Source organism: Amycolatopsis sp. NPDC000009 (assembly GCF_055563465.1).
On the sequence record NZ_JBVHDI010000003.1, the window covers coordinates 763112 to 784171 of the forward strand.

The 21060-nt window shown below is 64.5% G+C and carries 21 protein-coding genes and 1 pseudogene; 14 read left to right on the forward strand and 8 right to left on the reverse strand.

From position 1 onward, the window contains the following. Positions 1-181: 181 nt before the first annotated feature. A complete protein-coding gene (locus ACZ3HL_RS13290) occupies positions 182-640 on the reverse strand; it encodes a hypothetical protein (RefSeq protein WP_465530990.1) in 459 nt (152 codons plus the stop codon). A 484-nt stretch (positions 641-1124) separates the two neighbouring features. On the opposite strand from ACZ3HL_RS13290, the gene ACZ3HL_RS13295 reads away from it, so the two are divergent. The 5 genes from ACZ3HL_RS13295 (at position 1125) to ACZ3HL_RS13315 (ending at position 6349) form a co-directional block, all read left to right on the forward strand. Further along, on the forward strand, positions 1125-1637 hold the full coding sequence (locus tag ACZ3HL_RS13295; protein ID WP_465530992.1) for a peptide deformylase: 513 nt from the start codon (positions 1125-1127) through the stop codon (positions 1635-1637). A gap of 358 nt (positions 1638-1995) precedes the next feature. Continuing rightward, positions 1996-4572: a DEAD/DEAH box helicase gene (locus ACZ3HL_RS13300; RefSeq protein ID WP_465530994.1), complete on the forward strand. Its 2577-nt coding sequence runs from the start codon at positions 1996-1998 to the stop codon at positions 4570-4572. Positions 4573-4990: 418 nt separating this feature from the next. Beyond that, complete coding sequence (locus ACZ3HL_RS13305; RefSeq protein WP_465530996.1) at positions 4991-5311, forward strand: hypothetical protein; 321 nt, start codon at positions 4991-4993, stop codon at positions 5309-5311. Beyond that, on the forward strand, positions 5308-5544 hold the full coding sequence (locus tag ACZ3HL_RS13310) for a hypothetical protein (protein WP_465530998.1): 237 nt from the start codon (positions 5308-5310) through the stop codon (positions 5542-5544). Before ACZ3HL_RS13305 ends, ACZ3HL_RS13310 begins: the two co-directional genes overlap by 4 nt. Positions 5545-5551: 7 nt before the next feature. After that, positions 5552-6349, forward strand: a complete 798-nt coding sequence (locus ACZ3HL_RS13315) for a tyrosine-type recombinase/integrase (RefSeq protein ID WP_465531000.1) — start codon at positions 5552-5554, stop codon at positions 6347-6349. 82 nt (positions 6350-6431) lie between these two features. On the opposite strand, the gene ACZ3HL_RS13320 is transcribed toward ACZ3HL_RS13315, so the two are convergent. Beyond that, positions 6432-6893: a hypothetical protein gene (locus ACZ3HL_RS13320; protein ID WP_465531002.1), complete on the reverse strand. Its 462-nt coding sequence runs from the start codon at positions 6891-6893 to the stop codon at positions 6432-6434. 592 nt (positions 6894-7485) lie between these two features. Between ACZ3HL_RS13320 and ACZ3HL_RS13325 the strand changes: the two genes are divergently transcribed. Together ACZ3HL_RS13325 and ACZ3HL_RS13330 are read left to right on the forward strand one after the other, a co-directional pair. Beyond that, on the forward strand, positions 7486-7902 hold the full coding sequence (locus ACZ3HL_RS13325) for a hypothetical protein (protein WP_465531004.1): 417 nt from the start codon (positions 7486-7488) through the stop codon (positions 7900-7902). Between the two features lie 349 nt (positions 7903-8251). After that, positions 8252-9046 (forward strand): hypothetical protein, encoded by a 795-nt coding sequence (locus tag ACZ3HL_RS13330; RefSeq protein WP_465531006.1) that lies wholly within the window; start codon positions 8252-8254, stop codon positions 9044-9046. Between the two features lie 3 nt (positions 9047-9049). Here the strand turns inward: ACZ3HL_RS13330 and ACZ3HL_RS13335 are convergent, their stop codons facing one another. After that, positions 9050-9574, reverse strand: coding sequence for a hypothetical protein (locus ACZ3HL_RS13335; RefSeq protein ID WP_465531008.1), 525 nt, complete (start codon positions 9572-9574; stop codon positions 9050-9052). Between the two features lie 346 nt (positions 9575-9920). Between ACZ3HL_RS13335 and ACZ3HL_RS13340 the strand changes: the two genes are divergently transcribed. The 3 genes and pseudogenes from ACZ3HL_RS13340 to ACZ3HL_RS13350 all read left to right on the forward strand — a co-directional run. After that, positions 9921-10046: a hypothetical protein gene (locus ACZ3HL_RS13340; RefSeq protein ID WP_465531010.1), complete on the forward strand. Its 126-nt coding sequence runs from the start codon at positions 9921-9923 to the stop codon at positions 10044-10046. 37 nt (positions 10047-10083) lie between these two features. Next, the gene (locus tag ACZ3HL_RS13345) at positions 10084-10539 is read left to right on the forward strand and encodes a hypothetical protein (protein WP_465531073.1); all 456 of its coding nucleotides are present in this window, start codon (positions 10084-10086) and stop codon (positions 10537-10539) included. After that, positions 10521-10967: pseudogene (locus ACZ3HL_RS13350) on the forward strand (aminoglycoside phosphotransferase family protein); the annotation flags it as partial. The gene ACZ3HL_RS13345 and the pseudogene ACZ3HL_RS13350, both read left to right, overlap by 19 nt. Before the next feature lie 438 nt (positions 10968-11405). Here ACZ3HL_RS13350 and ACZ3HL_RS13355 read toward each other — a convergent pair. Next, complete coding sequence (locus tag ACZ3HL_RS13355; protein ID WP_465531012.1) at positions 11406-13013, reverse strand: hypothetical protein; 1608 nt, start codon at positions 13011-13013, stop codon at positions 11406-11408. Between the two features lie 915 nt (positions 13014-13928). Between ACZ3HL_RS13355 and ACZ3HL_RS13360 the strand changes: the two genes are divergently transcribed. After that, positions 13929-14396, forward strand: a complete 468-nt coding sequence (locus ACZ3HL_RS13360; RefSeq protein WP_465531014.1) for a hypothetical protein — start codon at positions 13929-13931, stop codon at positions 14394-14396. A 361-nt stretch (positions 14397-14757) separates the two neighbouring features. Beyond that, positions 14758-14940 carry a hypothetical protein gene (locus tag ACZ3HL_RS13365; protein WP_465531016.1) on the forward strand — a complete coding sequence of 61 codons (183 nt, stop codon included), beginning with the start codon at positions 14758-14760 and terminating at the stop codon, positions 14938-14940. Between the two features lie 616 nt (positions 14941-15556). On the opposite strand, the gene ACZ3HL_RS13370 is transcribed toward ACZ3HL_RS13365, so the two are convergent. Both ACZ3HL_RS13370 and ACZ3HL_RS13375 read right to left on the reverse strand, forming a co-directional pair. Next, a complete protein-coding gene (locus tag ACZ3HL_RS13370) occupies positions 15557-15967 on the reverse strand; it encodes a hypothetical protein (protein WP_465531018.1) in 411 nt (136 codons plus the stop codon). A gap of 97 nt (positions 15968-16064) precedes the next feature. Then, on the reverse strand, positions 16065-17102 hold the full coding sequence (locus ACZ3HL_RS13375) for a hypothetical protein (protein WP_465531020.1): 1038 nt from the start codon (positions 17100-17102) through the stop codon (positions 16065-16067). Positions 17103-17400: 298 nt separating this feature from the next. Here ACZ3HL_RS13375 and ACZ3HL_RS13380 point away from each other — a divergent pair, with 298 nt between their 5' ends. Then, positions 17401-18789: a helix-turn-helix domain-containing protein gene (locus ACZ3HL_RS13380; protein WP_465531022.1), complete on the forward strand. Its 1389-nt coding sequence runs from the start codon at positions 17401-17403 to the stop codon at positions 18787-18789. Positions 18790-19036: 247 nt separating this feature from the next. On the opposite strand, the gene ACZ3HL_RS13385 is transcribed toward ACZ3HL_RS13380, so the two are convergent. Continuing rightward, the gene (locus ACZ3HL_RS13385; protein WP_465531024.1) at positions 19037-19273 is read right to left on the reverse strand and encodes a hypothetical protein; all 237 of its coding nucleotides are present in this window, start codon (positions 19271-19273) and stop codon (positions 19037-19039) included. A gap of 565 nt (positions 19274-19838) precedes the next feature. Between ACZ3HL_RS13385 and ACZ3HL_RS13390 the strand changes: the two genes are divergently transcribed. Further along, entirely contained in the window at positions 19839-20141 is a 303-nt protein-coding gene (locus tag ACZ3HL_RS13390; RefSeq protein ID WP_465531026.1) for a DUF7660 family protein, read from the forward strand. 299 nt (positions 20142-20440) lie between these two features. On the opposite strand, the gene ACZ3HL_RS13395 is transcribed toward ACZ3HL_RS13390, so the two are convergent. Beyond that, a partial coding sequence (locus tag ACZ3HL_RS13395; RefSeq protein ID WP_465531028.1) for a hypothetical protein occupies positions 20441-21060 on the reverse strand: 620 nt, incomplete at its 5' end.

Genomic DNA, 21060 nt, shown 5'->3' on the forward strand with positions numbered 1-21060 from the left:
CCCAGAAAGCGGCACGACATGACGGCAGGTACGTCTTTGCGCCGGTGAGAGCTATCTGTCACATGCGATCGATAGTTGTCACCAGGCAGGAACTGGGTGTTCACCGGGCTGGCCACAGGCACTGTACATGGCGGCCTCGACGCTTCTGCACCGCAGCTGCTGGCCCGCGCACGCGGCAGACTTAGCCTGCGTCCTGCATGACGAGAGGCTTCAGTTTGGAGACTAACGTTTGTTCGGTGACGCCTTGCGCTACAGCGACCCGGCCCTCGCCAGGCCCGACATGCACCGTGGGCGGGCACGACGCATCGGCGGAGGCGCTGCTCGCGATCGGGAAGGTTGCCAGACTGCGACCAGTCTTCGCCTCGTACACCTCGAACGTGTACGTCGCCGGGTACACATCACCCTCCGCGATATCCCATTCGCACGTGCCGATCGGCATGGCGTCCCGCTTCCGTACTCCGCCCAGGCACACGACCAGTTGGGCTTGGGACGCATCGGCCCGCCACTCCAAAGGGAGCGAGTAGAGACTGAATGATGCGATCAAGTCGGATACGCCGGTGGTCTTCTTTCCTCCCGCGACGAGGTGGGGTCCGTGACCGGCGTAAGGCGGCGCGGACGGATTCGGCACCCGCGTGTCCATTCCACAGAGGAAGGTCACGGGGCTCGGCGTAGTGGTCGACGTCACCGAAGCGGTCGTCGTGGGCGGAGGCGCTGATGACCCGCCATCCGACGTGCTGCAACCTGCCGCTCCCGCCAACGTCGCGGCAGCCAGGACAAGCGCACTTCGAGGTCTCATACGGTCGATACAACCGCACACCAGCCGCCGAAGGTAGGCGCCAGCCAGAGAACAGCTGCTCGACCTTGGCTTCGGTCGGCGGCACGCGCAGCTGCGGCTCGACCCAGCACGGACTGGATGACAACAAACGCTCACAAATGGTGACAGGCGCCTTCACCGTTCGCAGTCACCTCCAGCTCACCGGCTGGAATTCACCGAAGATGAGTTTCTTGCCTTCCACCACGGTGTGGTGAACTGCGAGTTCGACGCGTGCGCCTTCGCGGGCCGCGCGGCCGACTCGGATGGCCCTCCACCTGCGTCGAGCACCGTCATGGCCTCCCTCGGCATTGTGCAGGACACTGACCCCGCGCTGCGTCGCGTCGCTCGCCGCTTCGACCTCCCGGCCGAGGCCGAGGACGCCCGCCGCGTTGTAACCGCGCTCAACTCCGCCGCCGAACGCGTCGCCCAAGCCCACACCTTCGGCAAGGGCATGGGGATCGCCGCTCCCCAGATCGGGATAGACCGAGCCGCGGCGATCGTCCGAACGCCGGACGGCGAGGCGATCACCCTGTTCAACCCCACTATCATCGAGTCCGCCGGCGAGGTCGACGAGCAGTACGAAGGCTGTCTGAGCTTCTTCGACGTCCGCGGCCAAGTTCCCCGCTCGCACGTGATCCACGTCGAGCACATCGACATCGACGGGCAGACGAAGATCGCTGTGTTCGAGCGCGGAGTCGCCCGCCTCGTCGCGCACGAGGTCGACCACCTGCACGGCCACCTCTACACCGACCAGATGCGGATCGGGGTCGAGCCGATCCCGGTCGAGCAGTACCGCGACACCGGCACCACCTGGAAGTACTAATGGCCCGCTGGGCCTCGCCGGTGGCCGTCACAGCCAACGTTCCGTTGACCGTTGCCAGGCACGGCCGTGTCCGCACCGACATGCTGCCGAACTCGACCCGCGAGTCCCTCGAGGTCGTCGCCCGCGGCCGCGCCGAACGGGGTGCTGTTCATCCACGACAGCGCAAAACGGCCTTGGCCGCTGTACTCACTAGACTCGGACTACACCGCGATGTTCGCGCCGGTGACATCCGTAACACGAGCCCTTGTATCTGCGACATCTCACCAACGGTAAGGGCTCCCAGAGAAGTTGCAGGCTCCTGCGCCAAACTGAGGAGAGTTGGAGACTGCACGGAGCCTCGAAAGGCGGATCACTGACAATGGCGTTCCAGGGGAAGTCGAAGCGTGTCCAGCAGCATTTCTCCTCTCCTGAGGAGCTCTATCTCAGCGGCACGCTGCCCCGTACCACTGAGGCGGTCGACGGCCTTTGGCTCCACCAGGGCGATGTCATCCGTGCATATGCCGAGCGCCACCGAGATGCGCCGGATCTCGCGCTTGAACTTCCTACCGGATCCGGCAAGACCCTCCCGGGTCTCCTTATCGCCGAGTGGATACGCCGGATGGGCGAAGGTCCGGTCCTCTACGCCACGCCGACCAAGCAGCTGGCCCGCCAGGTTCTAGCGGCATCGCAACGCGAGGGTGTGCCCGGCGCACTCCTGATCGGCAACCACAAAACTTGGGACGTCGGGGACCAGAGTGCTATCGAAGGTGGAGAAGCGGTCGGTGTCACAACCTACAGTGCCGTCTTTAATAGCAGCCCGAAGCTTCCGGAGCCTCGACTTCTCATCTTCGATGACGCGCACGCCGGTGAGCAGTTCGTTGGCGGGGAATACGGCGTCACGATCCGGCGCGATAAGGACATAGGGACATACCTCGAGGTACTAGCAGCTCTGTCGCCGTTCCTGTCCGGGCTCCTCCTCCAGCGGCTCCAGGGTCCACCGGACCCCGGAGCTCATCACCAGGTGCGCCTGATCCTGCCTGCTGTCGACCCAACTGCCCTCGCGAAGCTCGACATCGCCCTAGCGCAGTTGCCGGAACCGTATATGTTTCAGTTCGCGATGATCCGTTCGGGGCTCGCGTCGTGCTGCGTCTACCTTTCGTACGGCGGGATCGAGATCCGCCCGATGATTCCTCCAACCTTCGAGAATCGGGTCTTCTCGCGTGCCAGGCAGCGGATCTACCTTTCGGCCACGCTGGGATCGGGCGGTGAGCTTGAGCGAGCTTTCGGTCGGGCCGAGATCGTCCGAATGCCGCTTCCCACGAAAACCTCACCGCGTTCGGGGCGGCGACTTTTCGTATTTCCGGATCTCACGCCCGGCGGGGATGCTGCCGGGTTGACCAAGCGCATCGTCGGAACCACGAACAAGGCCCTCATACTCTCTCAGGAGACGATTGCGCGGACTGCGCAGACAGCGGCTGGACTGGCGGGCAAGGGCATACCGGTCATGGGCCGCGCCGACGTCGAGCACGGACTCGATGTGTTCGCGAACTCGCCGTCCGGCGTTCTCGGCCTGACGAACCGCTACGACGGGCTCGACCTTCCTGGGAAGGCGTGCCGCATCGTCGTCCTCGGCGGCAAGCCGGACGCGGTCAGTTTGCAAGAGAAGTTCCTCAGTGAACGTGCCGATGCCAGCGTCGCTCTTGCCGAGCGTCTCCGGACTCGCATCGTGCAGGGCGCCGGGCGGTGCACTCGCGGACCGAACGACTATGCCGTCGTCGTCGTGATCGGGTCGGACATCACCCGGTACTTCAGCCGCCCCGACAACCGCCTGGCGCTCGAGCCAGACCTGCAGGCCGAGGTGGACTTCGGCTGGAAGAACAGCAACGGAACAGATCCCGATGACGTCATCGGTAACGTCGAGATGTTCCTCGCCCATGATACTGACTGGCGTGAGCTGGGCGAACCGATGATGGCCGAGTTCCGGCAGGACGCTGTCAAGGTCGCCTCACCTGCCGCCGCAGCGCTCGGAAACTCAGCGGCGCTGGAGGTTGAAGCCTGGGCGCTCGCCTTCCGCGAGGACTGGCTCGGCGCCAGCGAACAGCTGCAGGAAGCAGCCCGTCAGGTCGGAAGCGGCGGCGACACGACCCGCGGATACCGCGGGCTGCTGCTGTACATCGCCGCCATGTGGCTCCACCTTGGCGCGGAGTCCGAAGCACAACGTGGCCGCGCCCGTGAACTCGTGCGCCAAGCCGTCGCAGCATCTCATCGCGGAACCTGGCTGAAGGAGATGCGAGAGCTACCAGGAACAGAGGAGGCTCCGCTCGTTGCGATGGACGTCGTCGCTGTCAACGCCATCGCGGCACGTCTCCGCGGCCAACTGCGGCCCAAGCAAATCACCGACGATCTCGCCGCAATGCGTGAGGCGCTTGCCCAGGATAGGTCGTCGACCTATGAGACAGGACTGACAAAGCTGGGATCGTTCCTCGGTGCCGAGGCATCCAAACCGAAGGGACAAGGACGCTGTGATTCGGCGTGGCTCTGGGACACAGCCATGTGGATGACAGTTGAGGCGAAGTCCGAACAGCATCCCGACGGCCTGCTGCCTCTTAAGGATCTCCGCCAGGCCAACACCCAGCTTGATCAGCTGGCACACGACCGCAGCATGGATCATCCGCCAGCGGGTAGCCCGGCGATCATTCTGTCGGACCGACTCACGGTCGCCCCCGAGCACGCGCCAGTAGCCAATCCCAACGTCTACCTGGCGTCGACAGAGGAGATCAATCAGATCGCGGGCGACATCTCCGCCGTGTGGCGCAACGTCCTGACCAGTGCAGTGGGCATTCAAACCGAGCACCAGCTCCGGCAACACGTCAGATCGGTAATGATCGAGCACGGCTGTCTGCCGAGCCAAATCATTGACCGGCTCACACGAACCCGGATTCGGCCAGGTGACTAACCAACCGGTCTGCTCATCACGGGCGCCCGTCACACGCTGGCGCTTCGTCGTTAGGCGGAGCTATGGTCGTCGCATGAGCACGCATCCTGCGCATGGATGCAACGAACAGGTGTTCGAGTCCCCCCTCGGACACATATTCATGGTGGATCTCCCACAGCACAGAGTAACTGGCCCGCTACGGCGGGCCTTTCTGGCGTTCGCCGCACAGTCAGTTCGTCTAGACTGATCCTGGTCGCGCCCTCCCCGTGTGCACTTCGGGGAGGTGTGTCGTGACGCGTCCGATCTCGTCGGTGTCCTTGCCCGGCACAGTCCCTCGTCTGCCCGTGGTCGGGCGCCCATGTCAGCGCCGGCCCCGCTGGAACTTCCGTCCCTGCGTTCCCTGGGCACAGCCGGTGGGCCGCGGTTATCGATCGCGGTGATGGACGCGGGCGGACGTCTGCAAGACCAGGGCGCGGTCACCGCTCTCGGATGGAGCGCGGGTGACCGGCTGCTGATCACGCTTGTCAGGACGTCGGTGGTGATCCACCGGCGCACCGACGGCGTGTTCGTCATGCCCCGCAAGCCCTACGTCTGCTTGCCCGCGACGGTCCGCAGGGCCTGCGGCGTCGACGCGGGAGCCCGCTTGCTCCTGGTCGCCGACGCCGAGCAGGACATTCTCGTCGCCCACCCCGAACCCGCCGTGCAGGCGATGCTCCGCACCTTCCACGCCACGCTCGCTACCACTGAGGAGGCGTCATGACCACCTCCGCCAGCCCGCAGGACCTCGAGACTGCCCGCCTGCTGCTGAACCGGCTCGGCGTCGATCCCGCCGAACTCCTCGCCGCCGGCCCGCCGCCCGAGGACGACCCGTCGCGGCGCAAACCCATGCCGACGATCCGGGAATGGATACCCGTCGTCGCCGCGCTCCTGTCCCCCCAGCACCGCGGCCTCCTACGGCTCGTACTGGGCGAAAGCCGAAGCCGCATGGGGTGACCGGCCGATGGACACGATCACAGCCACCGAGATCAAAGCCCAGTCCGAGATCGCACGCTCCACAGCCGTGGTCCGCCGCAACTCCCGCGGCGGCCGCAACGCGGCCGAGAACTTCATCGCCGCCGTCCGCTGCCTCTACAAGCATCTGGAGAACGACGGCCGGCTCGACCAGCATCGCAACCCGGCCCGAAAGGTCACCAAACCCCGGCGCAACCCCTCCACCCGGCGCGCCCTGCCCAACGCCCAACTAACCGAACTCAACGACGTGGTCGCCAGCACCGGCGATGACCCCGAACTTGACGCCCTCCTGTGCCGCCTGCACGCGGAGACCGCCTGCCGCCGCGGCGGCGCCCTCGCGCTCCGGGCGCGGGACCTCGACCGCCGGCAATGCGCCATCCGGCTCCGGGAGAAAGGTGGTACCGAACGCTGGCAGCCCGTCTCCCCCACTCTGATGCGCCACCTCATCGCCCACGGCGAGGAGCGTGGCTGTGGCGACCCGGACGAGCTGCTCCTGCGCTACGCCAACGGCAACCCCCTCACCAAACGCCGCTACGACTACATCTTCCGGCGCGTCCGTGCCGAACTCGAATGGGCCCGCACCCTCCAGGTCACGGCCCACTGGCTACGGCACACCACCGTGACCTGGGTCGAACGCAACTTCGGCATCGGTGTCGCCCGCGCCTACGCCGGACACGCCGACACCGGCAGCGACCTCACCACCACCAGCTACGTCAAAGCCGACATCACCGAAGTCGCCGCCGCACTCGCGGCACTCACCGGCGAACCACACCCACTCGCCACCTGACCCCAACGCGTCCGAGCAGCCTTGCTGCCGGAGGTGGTGCTCGCCTCAGACTCGCGATCACGAGCACCACCTCCGGGACCTGTCAGCCGCCCTGCGGATCACGGCTACGAAGCAGCGATGCGTGAAACCCGGTAACCATCGCATGCAGAACATGCTGGGGATACACCACGAGCAGATCATGCTCGATCAGCGATGCCAGCAACACCTGCTCACCCGCTTGCATCCGGCACCGCGCCCGCAAGCGCGCGGGCAGCACCACCCCCATCTTCGACGGTATCCGCGCGCTCACGCGTTCCCCCGCCCGTCCCACCACGAGAAGACCAGCCGACAAATCGAACCGAATCGACTGCCCCGCACACCAAGCCAGCTGAGACAGAGCGACCTTGGCGGCCACCGTGCCGGTTTCGTCGATCCGCACAAGACTGAAACCAACCGAACCACTCTCGACCAACGCACCGAGCTCAGCCAACGGCGGAGCAACCACGCCTCTAGCCACCGCACCACTGACAGGCATCAGCAACGACGCGACGATTCTGTCAGCCACCGGAACAGACTCAGCCTCACGCCCGAGCCGAACCGACGAACGTCCGTCGGCAACACCATCATCCCACTGACCACCGGAGTTGAATGACCAAGTTGTAGTCATGGCACGTCCCCGATCCTTCGCACAGGGAGGGCGCGACTAACCACACCAAGACTGCCGAAACCTGACAGCAATCGCAAATCAGTGTCCAAGATCGTTCCTACGCATCACGGCACAGCGGGTCTTTGCGCGCGTCGCGCTCTGCCCACCCAACAGACCAGACCAATGTCCGCAATACCGCCGATCACGACGCAAACAATGAGCCGACCACGCCACGCTCCGCTCAGCCCTTCCTCGTGACCGCCGACACCGCGCGCTGCGCCCATCGACCGTGCAGTCGAACCCGCCGCGGATGTGCGGGGTCCGTCGCCCGTTTGAACAGGCAGATCGCAGACGCCCCGCTGCAATCACCCCGTACTGCTATACGGGTGGTACGGCCGATCCTTCGACGGGCTGGACTACCGGTTCATCGAACCGCTCAGCCGTCACGCGCCCGAGGACTACGCCCGAGTCCTGGCCTGGTTCCCCCTCGCCGAACTGGAGTTGCTGCGCCATGACCTCACCCGCCGACGACCCCAATGTCGCGCTGCTCGCGCAGCTCCAAATGTCGTCGTCCGTGTCCGGCATGAAGTCCAACGATGACGTGCTGGCCCTGCTCACGGCCGAGCCGGACCCCGATCCGCTCGCCGGCGTCGAGTACACGGGCGACGAAGAGGACGACGCGCGTGCCGAGCTCGACGCGCTGCACCGCGGCTTCCGCGAACGCACCGCCCGCGAGCTGGAACGGATGCAGCTCGCGACCGAAAGCGAGTACTGGTTCTGCGTCTGCTTCAAGAGCCAGGACGACAAGGACGCCTTCCTCGCCGCCGCCGGTCTCGTCGTCATCGGGGACAAGTACCTCGACGGCTACGCCACCGCGGAACTACTCGGCGTCACCATGCCCGAACCCGACCACGCCGAGAGGGGGTGAACTGAATGCCTCCGCGCATACGACAGACCGCCGCCGCAGCCAAGCGACGCGACGCCGCCCGCAAAAAGGCCACCACCGCCCCCAAAGCCAAGGGGCGCAGCAAGTCATCCAACGGCTCCAGCTAGTCGACGCAGCTTGGACCAAGCGTCGTATGCGGAACGTTTCACCTGCCTGGCAGCCGCTCGGCCAGGCAGGTGAAACACCGCTCTTTCCCTTGACGTGTACAGCTGCGACGCGAATACAGTGATCATCGGCGATCGACACTGGGGAGGTGTCATCGAGCGGGACTATGTCTATTCGCCGCCCGCATCAACTACGTCACCAATGCCTCACCTCTTGGGGAAGAGCAATGCGTAGAACCATGAGATCGACAGCGATACTACTCTGCACGTTTCTAGTCGCATCACTTGCAACCGTCAGTGTCGCGAACGCCGCGACAGTCGAAAGCTCCTGCCTGCAAGCCGCTAAAGCGGTAAAACTTCAGACCCGTACCAACTTTATCTGCTTTGGCGGTATTGCCGACGTCTCCGCGACCACAGAAGGAGAGAAGAAGACATTTGTGGTCAACGAGGCAACACATGAATATCGTGAAACCACCGGCAGAAGCAAAGAAGAAAGACAGTTGCTGGTCTCAGAAATCAAGAAGGATTATCAGGCGCTGATAAAGTATGGGACTTACGTCGACTCTCCCTATCGTGGGCGCGCGGAGTACCCAGCTCACTATGGCCAGTCAGGCGGCGGCATCCCGGACTGGTCGACCAGCATGTTCATACGTGAGATCATCAGCCTTCAGTCGAATAACCACTGGTTTGAATACTATTGGACGCAGAACGATAATAGACTGGTAGCCTTAAGTGCAGTTATCCAGCTGAAGCGCTACATTTACTGGCCTGGCACTGATGTTGTCGCCGATACTGTCCCCATGGGAAATAGCGTCTTCGCAACCAACGACAAGAAATCCACTTATCTGCAAACCGAATATTCGGATCGGCAGTTCTTCTACTTCAACATGACCAACTTCAAGATCAACGATTTGGACGCTGGAGTGGTATTTGAACTCGGCGGCGATGCACCTGGACCGATATTCGAGTGCAAGCCAGTCAGCGGCTGCATCTATCCCAACGGGGAAGAAGCCAAGCCCTAATTACTAGTCGGCAATATCAAAAGTGTCCGAATTGGGCAGCCAGGCGGATGACCAATCGACAACTTCAATGTTGATCCATCCCAAATCCATCTCCCTGATGATCTTATCTGACAGATCAACGGTCAGCGTTCCCGTAGTCTCGGGTTGATCTATCTTTTCGATCGTCACCACGACAAATGAATTTCCCGTCTTGCGGGCGTTAATGGGACGCCAATCGTCAGTCGACCTGCCTAGAATCGGGGCTTTTTCTGGCAAGATCGGGTAGAGCGGAAAGGGAACAAGGAGGCTCGTCTCGGAAGGACGTGAACTCTGACTGCCATGCACGGGTAGCGTCCACTCGGTAACGCCATCGTTCACCCGGATCCCTTGGGTATTTTCTACCCTCCACCGAGCTGGGAAGGGTCGTCGCGTGATGGCAACAGCACTGGTGACCTCAGCTCCGGTCCGCTCCTTGTAAACCACAGTCCCTGCTCCGGCAGTTGGTTCGTGGTCTAGCAACGCTCCAAATGCTTCACCCAGTGCGCGCACTCTGTCTCCTCATCTTGTTCATCCACTTGTCAAGGTGAGGGTACCGGAACTGGCGGCAGGTAAGCGAATTGGCAGGATGCGGTCACTTCACCCGAAGTGGCCACATCCTGCCTTTCTCTGACTCGCTTGGAGTCCTGGTTGCGATTGGAGGTCCGCCACGAGCGAGCGGAAGCTACATTGAGACGGTGACGATCTGACGGCGCATTCTCCGCAAGTTACCTATTGGGGTTACCTGAAGCAGGGCTTTACAGGCATCTGGTAACTCAGATCGGTCTCGAAGGTCAGGTGATCGTCATGGGCAAACGTGGCCCTGCGGGGAAACCGACGTCACTGCGGATCTTGCACGGTGACCGTAAAGGACCGGATCAACGACGCCGAGCCGGTGCCGCCTGAGGTGGAGGTCGTGCCGCCGGAGTGGCTGTCGGAGAAGGGGCGGGCGATCTGGGTCGACCTTGCGTTCCTACGGCAATGACCTGCTGCGGTGGTTGCGGTTTCTGTCTGCGGTGGACGTGGCCTGGAACCATGCGACCCAGATCGAGGCCCGGGACTTCATGCGGTGGATGGAGCTGGCCAGCAAACCCAGCCGGCCCCACTGGGGCGTCGAGCAGGCAGCTGCGCCTGTTCCCGCCCCACAGTCGAGCGCCACACCTCGGTCGAGCGCGAGATACGCGGCGTCGACCAGGGCGCACGCCGAGACAGTGCTGCGTTCGTTCTACGACTTCCACCTGGAAGCCGGAACCGTGCCGATCGTCAACCCGTTCCCGCTGGACCGGTCGCGACGGGCAGGCAGGGCACACGCCCACCACAACCCCCTCCAGCCGTTCGAGAAGGCCCGGACGGGCCGGTATCGGCCGGTGGTGCCTCAGCGCCTGCCGAAACGGATCCCGACCATCGCGAGCGGTTCGCCACCGAGGTCACGGCACTGCACGTCGCCGGCAACCACCAGTTGCCCGCGGCCAGGCTGATCGCCACAGATCTCGACGGTTCCGCAGCAGGCGCCCTAGCAGTGCTGACCACCGTCCTACCTGGGCACAGCCGGATCCCATCGGTCGCCTCCACCGAGCGGCTCCATGGCTTCGGGGCCACAGCCGCCGCTTTGCAGGCGGTTCCGTTGACGGCCCGGGCTGCTCTGCCGCTGCGGACCCGCTCGATCGCGGACGTCGACTTCGCGGCCCAACGCCGGGAAAAGGGCACCACCGCGCTGCTGACGGCCGCAGAAGAACGCCTCGAACAGTTGCCCGCGCCCGGCGGCACGACAGTCTTCGTGCATGGCGATCTGTGGTTCGGGAACACCCTCTGGTCCGGTGACCACTGCACAGGCCTGGTCGACTGGGACTGCGCCAGCGCCGGATCGCCGGGAATCGACCTCAGCGGTGCACGCTTCGACGCGGCCCTGATGTTCGGACTACCCGCCGCCGAGCAGGTCCTGAAGGGGTGGCAGCGCGCCGCCGGCCGACGGGCAGAACAGCTCGCCTACTTGGACGTCGTCGCGGCGCTAGGCACCCTGGCCGACATGGCGTTCCGCGTTCCGGCGCTCCACGACCAGGGCAGAACAGACCTCGACGCCGACCTTCTCAGACAACGGCGGGACGCATTCCCTCACCACCGCACTGAGCCGACTCGACGCCGACGATCAGTAGTCAGCACATCGCTGGCCCATGCAAAGTTGACCAGCAGAAACACGCGAACGAGGTGGGGCCAAATCAGAGTGCCGACCGCGCCTCGACACCACAACAAGATGCCGACCGATCCTGCAACCCAGCCTCCGGGGCCAGATCAGAGTGCCGAACCGGGGCCACTTCGACTTGCCGAAATCACCCCATGGTGCGGGTTAGAACGAGCATGTGTGTTCGTTCACGCCGGTGAGGTTCCAGGACTCAGTATCGCGGGGATCGCTGCCCGCGTCGGTCCGCCGCGCTGGTGCCCACGCGACAAACCGCTGCTCGGCAGGAGGCGTGGCGACAAGTACCCGTGCGGCGGGCCCTAGTTCAGGCGCCGGTCCTTGGTCCTGCCAGGTCGCCTCCGGATGGCCGATGAGGACCTCTGGTGTCGGGACCTGCGCCGCGCCGACACCGAGACTGGTGGGTTCGATCTTGATCCAGTCCGGCGCCATGCCCGTAGGTACCGGCATCGGTGGCAAAGCACGGTCCCACTCAACGCTTCGGCCCTGCCAGAGCAGGCGAGTCTGTCGTAGCCTGACGCGCTGAAACTCAGGGATTCGCTCGGGAATCGGGCCGACGGCACGGTCCGTGAGGTCTTCGATCGCCAGGACATCTTCCAAAGATTCGATCAGATGTTGAAGCTGATCGACCGCGTCTGGCGCCGGCGGCTCCGCCTGACACGAGACGAACGCTTTGTCTCTGACGAGGAATGTTATGGTCCGCGCTTGCTGCATTCGCCGCAGCAACCGAGCCGCCGCCAAACGGACTCGATGTTCACCGCCGACCATAGAAATGTCGACGGCCACAGGAGCGGCGCGGTCGCCCTGCACCCGAAGCTGGATGTGCGCGACCACGGCATCCGCTATCAGCGCACGCCAATGCAGGACGTCATCTTGTTGATCACGTTCCAACACCGCAGCGTCATAGGAATCGAAGACCTCACCGACGCTGTCCACCAGGTCGACCTGCACTCGGTTGGCCGGGTCACGACGAAGCTGACCAGACAGCGTGACCTGCTCCCATTGCTCACTAAGCTCCCCCAGGGGCTCATCCCAGCCGGGCGCCGTGTCCACCGGCCCGACGTAAGCGGCCACCGACGTGTAAACGATCTCGCTCGCGCCCACAACCACCGCCGTATCCCACACCTGCTCATCGAGCATCAACAAGTGCGAGTCATGCAACTGCTTGACGAACTCGAGCGTGTTCGCGATCAGCGAGGTGAGCCGGGCGACGACACTGACAGCCGCCGCGTAGCGCTCCTCCATCGAGAAAGCCAACGCCTGCCGCTTCCAGCCTTGAGCATCGGCATGCACCAGGTCGGCATAGATCCACCCTGCCGCCAACTGGTTGTCCGTCACCGGCCCGGTCGTCTCCGAGCGATCAGCGTTGCCCGCCCACATCTCGTAGGTCTGGAGGTTCGGCCCCAACGCCATCCTCGCCCACGCCGCACTCAGATCACTCAGCTCCGCCAGCTGATCCTCGACGGGCTCGGACAGATCGCGGAGCCTACGTTCCAAGGCAGCGAGGACGGTCTTGTAAAAGATTGGCTCCCGTTCAAGAGTCAACGGACGCACACGAGCAGCGAGAGACTCGAACACCTCCTGGTCCGCTGGCAGGGGGCGGCTGACCGTGGTGCTGCCGTCGATTGACAGACGCAGAGTGAACGTATCCTGCATGAGCTTCGCGAAGGTGTCGCGATCCTTCATCAGCGAGTGGGAAGTAACTCTGCGTGCTCGAATTACGAACCGCTCGAGCGTCTCCATATCCGAGATGGCCATAGCAGTATCGTGCCCCAACCGGCGCAATATGGACCAAACGTGGCTACGGCGTGTCCGCAGGCCCATGATCACTCAGAGTTACCAACCGCCGCCCTTTGCCCGGCTGGGAACGCATCGACGCCAGCACCACCTAAGCCGAACGCAGGCTTTCCCGACGGAGCAGAGCCGCCTCGTCGGACAAGTGCAATGTCCTGGCCTCGATCGGGCACGGTGCCACAGAGTTTGACCTCGCTACGACGACCATCGTCAGCCCCCGGAAAAGCGCTAGGGCTAATCAACACCTTGCCAGGTTCCCATGACTGGCCGCCCCGCCGTTGTGTGCACATTCAGTCACCGCCCTACCTTGCCTACTAGAGGTAGGTAAGCCCGCGTCCAACGCCTACATGGAACCCACATCGGCCGAGGCCGGCTGGTAAACCCTGCTGGCGGAGACCGTTACTGCGTCGGATGTCGGATGTGAGCAGCGACGACTGCGCAAAGCCAGCGGGGAACCACAGGCGGAGACCGCCAAGATCATCGGGGCACCAAGGCGAACCCGACCCAGTGCGAGACGGCGTCGCCGCACCACGCCCGTCGGCTCGACGACCGTTCCCTGCCACCAACCCGCTCTTCGCTTCGGCGGAGAGCGGGATCGTTCACCCTAGGAGCACCTGCGCCCACCGCCGGTGACGCCGGCATCGTCGACACCTCGCGGTCACTGCTGCAAGGTTTTGCACACCGTCGTCGCCACACTTGCCACGTGCTTGATTCGCGACGAAAGATGGAAGCCGCTGGACTGGCGGCCGAACCTGCACCAGAACTCCGCCGACTGTGCTGAGCACTGCGTACGGAATCAGCCCGATACAGCTGGTTGGCGAACCCTACATCGACCCACATCCGCTGATCGAGCACGGCTGGCGGAGCTGCGGGCGGGAAATGAACGGAGACGACCGCGTCAGTGTGGACACGCTCTTCTGCACCAGCACCACGTCCGCCGACGAAGGGCTGGACCAGCTCGAGGGATCGCTCGACCCGTACAGCAGGACCCGCCCCTACCTGTTGTACGCCGTGCTGCACACGGCGGTCCGGCTCCCGCCGGACGCGCGTTCGGTCATCGCTCTGCGGGAAGTCCTGCGCAGCCGTGAAGATGGCAACGACGTCCGTCAGGCGGCCGACGAAGCCACACAATGGCTCATCGACCGGTCGCATTCGGACGATGGCGTGGCCGAGGATCTCGAAAGGCCTCGGGAGCGCTACGACGCCGAACAGGGACTGTGGGCCTGGGGAAGCGGCGACCTACCCATCTGGCAGACGTTGGACGCCGTCACCGCGCTCCGCGCGGCCGCCTTGGCCGCCGCCGGGCCCCCGCTCAGCCCTCCAGGAATCCCAGGTACGACTGCATGACTGCTAGCTCATATCTGGCAACGACCGCCACGCCGACCTGTGTATCCATGGATGTCGACGACGCGACAAACAAACGGGCCGCCAAAGTGCGGTTCGACAACGTCCACGCGCATTCGAGCCACACCCTCTTCGAGCTCACCCACACGCCTCGGCGATGTCGTGCTGACCGCGGATACCGCGGCCCGCCGCACCGACCCCGACATGCCCTCTGTGATTCCCGACGTTCCCCGCGAATCCTCGCCCCGCCGCTCGTCAGCGGAACGGCTACACCAGGAAGGACACGATGATGAGGCCCGAAAAGTGGATCGTCGCACCGCCCGCGCCGTGCACGTGCGAGGTCGTACCGCACAGGTTCCGCCTCATGGCGACAACCGTGCTGGCCGCCGCTGTGCTCGTTCTCGGCGCGGTGCTGCTGCTGGCGGGACACCCCGTCGAGGAGATTCTGCGGCTGTTCGCCGGCCTCGGCGTGGTCGCGGCCGGAATCGGCTGGGCGGCGACGACCGGCCGTAGGCCTGTGCTTCAGCTGATCGATCCAGGGGCGTAGTACGGCCTGGACCGCGATCACTGGGTGTGCATGACCCGGATCGTGCCCACCCAGTGATCGCGGCGTTCAGAACAGCGACGACCGTGGCTATCGTTGTGTCGCGCCGTCAGTAGGGTGCGCTCTGGTCGAGTTGCTCTAGTTGCAACGCAAACTGACGGGCGTCCTGCTCGGCCGCTAGCCGGGTGCCCTCGATGATGATGGGCAAGATCTGCCGTTAGACCCATAGCTCAGCTACCCGCTCCGTACCGGTCAGGAGCAACAGCCAGCGGGCTGAGTGGCCTTGTCGGCCTGATCGACGCGTGAGGTGCAGCAGCCAGCCGGGGTACTGACAGCCGCTCGCATGCCCGTCCAGGGTGCGCCTCAACAGCACCCGAGCGACTGACCACCGGTCTTCCTGCTTCGCCGGGCGCGGCCAGGCGACAGAGACGGGCGGCTCCGGAACGCCCGGTTGCCGCGCTGGCCTACGTGGCTCGGATCGGTGACAGGCGGCTCGGCTTCGGTGGCAGGCGGGGCTCGAGCGTGGAGGATTCGGGACGTTGAATGTCGCGAATCCTCCATGCTCATCCCACGCACCCCCGCAGGATCTGCGGATCCGGTCCGCTCGGCGCCACGTGGCTCAGCGGTAGATATCTCCGCCGGTACCGTTTTGACCGTTCTGGTCGGTGAGGGCGAGCCTGACGCGGTTGGCTCCGCCGCGCACGTCCGCCTTGAGGGGAAGATGTTCCACAGTGGTGGAGTTGCAGTGGGTGCTGGTGCTTCTGATGTCGAGTTGGGTTGAGCCTGCGTGGGCCGAGGCGTAGACACGTCGGCACCCGACGGCACGGAAGGTTCCGTCGACGGAGACTGATCGGTTGTTGAACGTGACCCTGCCGCTGAAGTAGCTTCCGGACGGGTGGGCGAGGTGGAAGTTCTTGACCGAGGACGGAGCGGGTGCGGCGTCAGCAGCGGGAGCCCCCGCGACGATCAGCCCGGCGGTCGCCGCGACCGCTGCCACAGCCGCGCGAAGTGTCTGCGTGTGATTCTTCACCGTCGTAACTCCTTGTTGCTTGGACATGAATACGTTTCTCCAATCTGGTATTCCCAGCTTCTGGCCGGGAGCCGGGTTCGCCCCGAGCATGGAGCCGTCAACTCTTGCCTGGGACGACGAACACATGGCTCATGTCGGCGTTGTGGGTCGTGGTCGACCCGCGTGAGTCGGTCAGGCCTTCCGCGGTTCCCTGCACCCCGCCGTCCATGCCGTCTTTCCACTTCACCAGGACGTAGGCGTTGAACCGCTGTTCACAGTCGGCCCGGACTGGAAAGTCGGGCAGGTGCAGCGGCACGTAATGATGGTGCACCGAGTAGGACATCCGGCGGGTCGTCGTGGTGGCGTTGCTGGTCTGGCAGAGTTTGTCGCCGTTCCACTGGTTGACGAAGAGCGTGAAGGTGGCCGTCGAGGCCGGTGGGATGTTGCAGTCCTTGTCCTTCACCGGGTAGCACGTCTTGTACTCGGTGTCGGCGAAGACGCTGAGTTTCGTGAATCCCGGCGCGAGGGTGAAGTACGGCAACGCGGGCTCGCGTGCCACGACCTCGGAGTCGGGCCCGACCCGCACGAGGCCACGGGGCGTGGCGCGCTGGGCGGGCAGACCGGCCGTGGTGTTGGCCACGGACGTGTCCGCGAACTCGAGGAATCCGTCGTGCAACTGGAACCGGGCGTCGAGTTCCTTGCGCATCGTGGCGGCACGGACGTACGCGGTGCAGGTGACCGTCGTGTCGACACCGGGGTGGACCAGGAAGCGGGTGGTGAGCTGGACGTCCTCCTTGTCCGGCTCCAGGGACGCGTCCTTCTGGAGGATGTTCTGCCCCGTTACGTAGCTCTGTTCGCCGCCTGGCCAGGTGCACCGCACCTCGTTGTCGAACAGCGAGCGGTAGGTGGCGGAGTTCGCGCGCATCACCGATCTGACGTAGGCGGTTTGCGTCGCCGACATCTCCAGGTCCACGCTGCCCAGCTTCTTGACCTCCTGGTCGAACTTCACCGGCTCACCCGGCTTTGTCTCGGGCACCTTCGGCGCGAGCACCTGTTGCGGCGTGAACTTGACATAGGTCGCATCGCTCGCGATCGCCGCCGGCGCGAGCACGACCAGCACCACGGCACCGAGAATGAAGGACAGTATTCGCCTCACCCGCGGTCTCCTTTCATCAGTGAGAATTTAGGGTGACGAACTATTCCCGCTATAAAACATGCACGCCTTCATGGGGCGTGGTGTCGAGTTTTCTGTGTCTGCGAATGATCCTGACGTGAATTTGTTTCACGGCCCACGAGGGGTGCGGAACAACCATGTCGGGCGACGGGCAGTGGCGGCAAGGGCTGCCGGGACGTGTGTCGTCCCGGCATGCGTGAAATGGGCGTGAGCAGGGGGTTCTCGGGGGTGTGGGACGGTGTCATACTGGCTCGCGGCACCGGAGACTTGGGGAGGGTCGATGGATGTGTCGAGCACGCGCAGCGAGCTTGCGCAACTTCTCGCTGCACTCAAGGAGCGCAGCGAGCTGAGCTATTCAGAGCTTGGCCGAAAGTCACATGTCAGTAGTTCCACCCTGCATCGATACTGCTCTGGAGTAACAGTTCCACCCGATTACCGGACGATTGCCGCAATCGCCACCGCATGTGAGGCGACCGACCAAGAACTCGTCGATTTACTACGGCACTGGCATGTGGCCAACGGCAAGATCACCATGGAGACACCAGTTTCCTCGGTGGAAACTCCCGACCTGGCCTCCGGCTCTGGCCGGCGGCGCCCGCGATCACTCGCGGCCGCCGCTGCGGTCCTCGTGGCGATCGTGATCCCGTCGAGCACGGCATTCCTTGATGCAGACCCCTCCACTTCCGTGCCCGCCGACGCCGCCATCCGATACGACTTCGCGCCACGTCGCATACTCGCGCCGCGAACGCCCAAGGCCGTGCCTGGCGGATCCTGGAAGCCCGATCATGAGGTGGTGGCGCTGGGCAGCGTCGAGCTCGAGATGTCGACGACCCAGACCGCGCACGTGGTGTCGGTGATGCATGCGAGCTCGGCGACCCACCGCTCGCTGTTCGACAACGAGGTGCGGTGCAGGTGGCCTGGCGGTGAGCAGAATTTCGTGACCGGACAGAACATCCTGCCGGAAGGCACGTCGTCGGAGCGGGAGAAGGAAGAGGTCCAGCTGACCACACGCTTCCTGCTGCATCCCGGTGTGGCCACGAAAGTCGCCTGCACCGCCTATGTCCGCGCCGCGGCGCTCAGGGAAGACCTCGACGCGCAGTTCCGGCTGGACAGCGGGAGGATCGAGGTCGCCGACACGTCCGTGGACAACACGACCACAGGCGCGCCCGCACAAAGTGCGGTGCCACGTGGCCTCCTGCACGTGGGACCGGCTCCCCGCATGATCGCCCGGGAGCCGGTACTCAGGTCCGTCACCTTCGCGCCGGGATTCACCCACCTCAGCGTCATCGCCGACACCCAATTCCAGGTCTGCTACCCGCAGAACGACAAGCACTGCGACACGCCCGCCCCGACCACGTCGACGGCCACCTTCACCCTGTACGTCACCCAGTGGAAGGGCAACGAGGTCTGCCATAAGGACCGGGCTACCGGGGAACTCCGCGAGATGTCGTACGCGGTGCACCGCCATCACGTACCACTGCACCTGCCCAACTTCACCGTCCGCGCCGACTGTGACCCGCGGTTCAGCGCCTACGTCATGGTGAAGTGGGTAGACGGGTTGGACGGCGGGGTACAGGGCGCCGTGGAAGACCTGGCCGACTCACGCGGATCCACCTCAACGCACAACGCCAACATGAGCCACATCTTCATGATCCCCCACAAAGGCTGAACAGGCCATCTGCGGACCGGGACGTTGTTCAACGACCACGCGCACCCTGCCCGCGAGTCCGCTCGCCGCCCAAACGCCGCCAGGACGCGAGCGAGGTCCGGGCTCAGGGCGACCTTCAGCGGGGACGTCCGCCTTCGAGGTCGCCTGAATGCGACTGGCCGTGTCCAGACCTCGTCAATGTCTGCTGATTCCTTGATATGCACGGCTATGTCAAAGTCGTGAACCTCGCTGGCCTAACCGTCGCGCTTCACTGGTTCTGTCGGTGCGGGCTGGCAGCATCGGCTGAGTGGGTGCTGATTCGTCGGGGGTTGACCGAGCAGAAGCTGATCCGGGGCTGGCCCAGCGGCACGGCGGCGAGCACGGCCAGCCGGGTTCTCTCGATTGGCTGGCCGCGCATGACCTGACGCTTGCCACCTGCGCGCAGCCCGATCTCGATCTCTGGCTCACCGATGACAACGCCACACATCGGGACGAGGCCGGGCATTCGTCCGATGGGCCAAGAAACAGAAGCTGCGTCGCGGGAGCCTGCCCGGTAGCGCAGTTCGCTGCCGGGTGTCCTCGACGCGCCTGACCGGGCCTATGCCCGTGTCGACGACGGACGTGGTGTTTAGCGATGCTCCGCAACACGGCTGGCACGCGCCCACTACGGCCGGTGTACGTGACTGTACGCGGTGTGGGGGCCTGTCGGAGCCGCAGCGAACCGGGGCGTCGTCTTCCTCAAGGCCGCTCAGCGCGTGAAGGGCCGCCCGACGCACGCTGACCCTGGACACAGCTCGATGACCGATGCGGACTCCGCGCCTCGATCACGACGTCGCGCAAAAACGGCATCGACCGAGCAACTGCCTCCCCGCTGTCGCGCCGATTCCGCCTGACCGGGAGCTGGCAACTGCCGCAATGTGTCGGCGGTCGATGTCATGATCGACCCACGCGAGATGTCCTCAGGATGGATGGGTACCCAGCTGAGCAGCGTCGCCCAGCCGCCCACCTCGCACCGGTGCCGAGGAGGTCTCCCATCTCAGCCGGCTGAACCGACCTGCCATCATGGGGCAATGGCAGTCCCTGGTGACATCGACGACTACGAGGCGGTGGAGACGGCCTCGGACTTCGTTGCCTACCTCAACTTGCTCCGTGCTGACTACGTCGAAGACGTTGAGGCAGGCCGTACCAGCGGAAGTCCGTTCTACGAGGGCTCCTGGGCACATTGGGATCTAGGGAGCTTCCTGGAGCGATGGTCTGCCTGGCTGCAAGCGATGGCGGTCGAGGGACGTCCGCACTATTCGAAGGACGACATCGATCCACCATCGTGGAAGAGCCTGGCACGTCAGCTCGACGCAGCGCGCAGCTACGAATAACGCACGGATCGGCGCTACCACCCGGACCGACCAGCCCGAATGTTCTCCGTACGGCTGGTCGCACCTCATCGTGATCGCCCCCCGGGTCGCATTCCATTAACACAAGTAACCGCAGTCACCCATAGCGTCGGCCAGCCGTTGGAGTACCTCCACCTTCGGCGGTCCGCCGGACTGGTGTTGGCGGCGGCAACGGTCACCCTGGGAGTTCATCGACCGCCATTTCCCTGGGCGAAGGGCGGATCAGTGGGAGGCTGTCTTGGCGCTGATGTCGGCGATTGTGTCGTCCCGCTCGCAAGCACTCAGCCGCATTGGAACTCGACCGCGACGGGCCGGTCCGGGCAGGTGGGACAGACGAAGAGGTACACGTCGCCACAGTCACCGAGCATCAGGTCCAACCTGCCCGGCTCGTTGTCGGGGACGGGGATGATCTCCTCCTCGACCGACTCGGGCACCACGGACTGGCCCAGCATGGTGAACGTCGTGGGATCGAACTGCTCGTCTACCCCGATCGAGGTGCTGGTGGTGCGGCCGTCGGCCAGCGCGAACCGCACCCGCTTCTCGAACTTGGTCCAGGCCAGCGCTTCCACCGGAAGCCACGTCTTCCACGACCTGCTGCCGGATTCGGCAGTGGCCACGGTGAGCAGGTGCGCCATCTGGTGTCCCTGGGCGCATTCCGGCCAGACGGGGTCCTGAATCCAGGAGATCCAGCCGCCGATCTTCGTGCCCGGCGCGGCCGACAAGTTCTCGTTGTAGCCCCAGTCCTGATCCTTTTCCCACTTCTCGATCCGCTCGCGCAGCTCCTCGGAAGACAGATCGGCCAACTTGGGGAACTCCCTCACCCGGTCCGGGGTGATCCGGCAGGGGGCGGGCAGGTAGCAGTCATCGCTGAGTTCGCTGTTCGGCTCGGGTGCGGTGGCGA